We start from the raw sequence: 2,384 nt of genomic DNA, 5'->3' as shown, positions 1-2,384 counted from the left end.
ATAATATGCTACCAACAATAATACAATATTGTATACATAATTGTCAACATTACTCCCACGCTATTTTCTCCACATTATTATTTGCCACTTTTTTTCAGCCAACTATTCAATGACACAGTCAGACAAAAAGAAGGTCCCCTCGGAGGTCCTGGCCTTGTCGGGAACCTTCTTCAGTAAGTTAGCAAGTTTGATGCCTGGCACACCCACTCCCTATTGTTTGGTTTGGGCCAGGGCCTTTTGAATGGTGTTTTTGGCGGTTTCTTTATCCGTAACGTCAATTATTTGTTCAAATACCCAGTCCAGTATGGGTTCGCTGGTGATGGTTTTGACCATTTGCTGCAGTTCAAAGGATTCAATACCAAGTTTTCTGTATAGTATTTTGCAGATAACATCAGCCTTGCCTTCGGCCTTGCCTTTGGCCATAGCTTCTTCTCGTTCTTGCTTTACCCATTCTTGATAAATCGGTGATTCCATGATCATTTCCCTCCTTATCATGGATTGTATTAGTTCAGAGGTGTATTTGCTTCCTTTTCGTCCCGCTATGATGGCCATGGCGGCCAGTAAGTCCTGCTGCAGTGATTGGTCCGGCAGTTTTTGTATGGTTGCTATACTTTCCTGCAGCACTTGTTCGGGTTGTTCTTTTGGTTTTTGCCCTTTCATGAGGGGCAGCAGGGGGTAGAGCCCTGCCAATTCGTTCTCTATCACTGTCTGGCGGGATTCTTCCCAGATTCTTATGACCCGGTATTGGTAGTCCAGCATGGTGGATTCACCCCACCGGTCGCTTAACCGGTGCAGTTTGTTGTCATTTTCCGGGTAAAAGAATATGACCACCTGTCTGATCGGCGGGGTTCCCTGGCCGTTCTTCAGGCTCGCTTCCCAAATATCGCTGCGGTATCTCAGCATCCGGGCTGGCAGTGTTACGTCGTAGTAGCCATGGGTTCAAAGTTTATCAGGTAACTGCCGCGTGCCGGGTCTTCTACTTCCAGCACATGATCCAGGCGGGATTGCTGTTTAGGGGTGTATTCTGTTTGGTACGGCCGTATCCATTCTTCCCGGCATTGTGGTTCCACAAATTTTACCCAGTCTGCCGGCCGCCGCTGAAAAAGCCGCTTCATGGGGATGTCTATGCTGAGCATTGGATGGTTTCCCACCTTTATATCTGTATTGTACCACATTCCTTTGAGTTCCAGAGATGTTATTGTTTAGTGAAGTGCCAGGGATCACCTCTTCTCCTTCCATGGCTTTTGGTTATCTGACATTTTCTTGCTTATTTGTTCGCCTCCCTGACGATAGCTGCCGCTTCATCCAGGCTGTTAACAGTGTAGATTTTGTTAATGATTTTATCCAGGATTACTAAGTCATTAATTCTCTGGACCTCAGCTTGCAAGTCGATGGACGTCTTAGGAAACCTGGCTTCCAGGTATTTGCAGATGGCCTCTTGGGCCATCTTTGCTTTGCCCTCAGCTTTAGCTCCGCTAACCATAGAGATTTCGTCTCTGGCGGCTTTTTCCCGCAGCTCATACAGCCGGCGCTCTTGCTGGTTCTTGAAGAATATCTGCTCAATGGTCATGGCCTTGCGAATGCCGGGGTTTCCCATAGCGATCTCCTCCATTCCACATTTACCAGTGCTCCTGCGACTGTCCTGGCCAGTATGTCCAGCCGAGCCGCTTTGTCCAGGAGGTATTTGGGGTCAATCTCCCGGTCCAGTAATTCTACATCATGCAGTTCCTGGCCCGGCGGTGGCTTTAAAACTGCGTTAAGAAACTGATGAGTGCCTCTTTGCCTTCTTCCGATCCGAGTATCCTCTTGAAGCATAGTCGTTTATTCTGTTGATGGGTTTAAACTCCAATCATTCTCACCTCTTTCCCTTTGTTTCTCTTGCCAACATTATACCAGATTCTCAATTACTACTTAATATCCTGCTTTGACGCAGTGGATGCCACAGTAACCGGAGAACAGCGTACTTCTGCCGGAATTAATACCTCCGAAGATGCAGTTCAGATCATGCACAAAGCCCCGGAAAGAGATTATTTTCTTCCGAGGCTTCCTGGGTATATGCAATATTATTATATATTCTTACGGCGGTGTTTGTTTCGGTTTTGTCACTACCGCTGGGGCAACGGGCAATCACTCACTCTCCGTTTCTGGAAACGCCGGCCTGCTTGCTTACTTTTAGTAATTCTATGTAATCAATTTTCATAACGGTTTGTGATTGCTAAAACATTGTGGTTAATAAGTTAGGTGCCTGGCAGTGCGGCTGAGCAATGTCGCTGAATGTAGTGGGTGGGAATCCCACCGGGTAGGGTTTAGCCAGCCGCCCGTAGCTAGTCTTGGAACCGATAGGGTAACCTAAAGGTTTAAGCGTAGACAAGCAAGTTAGCGGG

Annotated in this window: 2 protein-coding genes and 1 pseudogene; all 3 read right to left on the bottom strand. The window is 47.1% G+C overall.

Translation table 11 applies throughout. The annotated features are described in order from the left end of the window. Window positions 1-210: 210 nt before the first annotated feature. The 3 genes and pseudogenes from P378_RS00010 to P378_RS23835 all read right to left on the bottom strand — a co-directional run bounded on the left by P378_RS00010 (window position 211) and on the right by P378_RS23835 (window position 1,849). The gene (locus P378_RS00010) at window positions 211-903 is read right to left on the bottom strand and encodes an RpnC/YadD family protein (RefSeq protein WP_238472659.1); all 693 of its coding nucleotides are present in this window, start codon (window positions 901-903) and stop codon (window positions 211-213) included. A 14-nt stretch (window positions 904-917) separates the two neighbouring features. After that, window positions 918-1,136 carry a hypothetical protein gene (locus P378_RS20290; protein ID WP_238472658.1) on the bottom strand — a complete coding sequence of 73 codons (219 nt, stop codon included), beginning with the start codon at window positions 1,134-1,136 and terminating at the stop codon, window positions 918-920. Window positions 1,137-1,267: 131 nt separating this feature from the next. After that, a pseudogene (locus tag P378_RS23835) lies at window positions 1,268-1,849 on the bottom strand (PD-(D/E)XK nuclease family transposase). Window positions 1,850-2,384: the final 535 nt, after the last annotated feature.

The organism is Desulforamulus profundi (genome assembly GCF_002607855.1).
The sequence above is the reverse complement of the archived record's forward strand: the minus strand, read 5'-3'. Positions and strand labels throughout refer to the sequence as shown.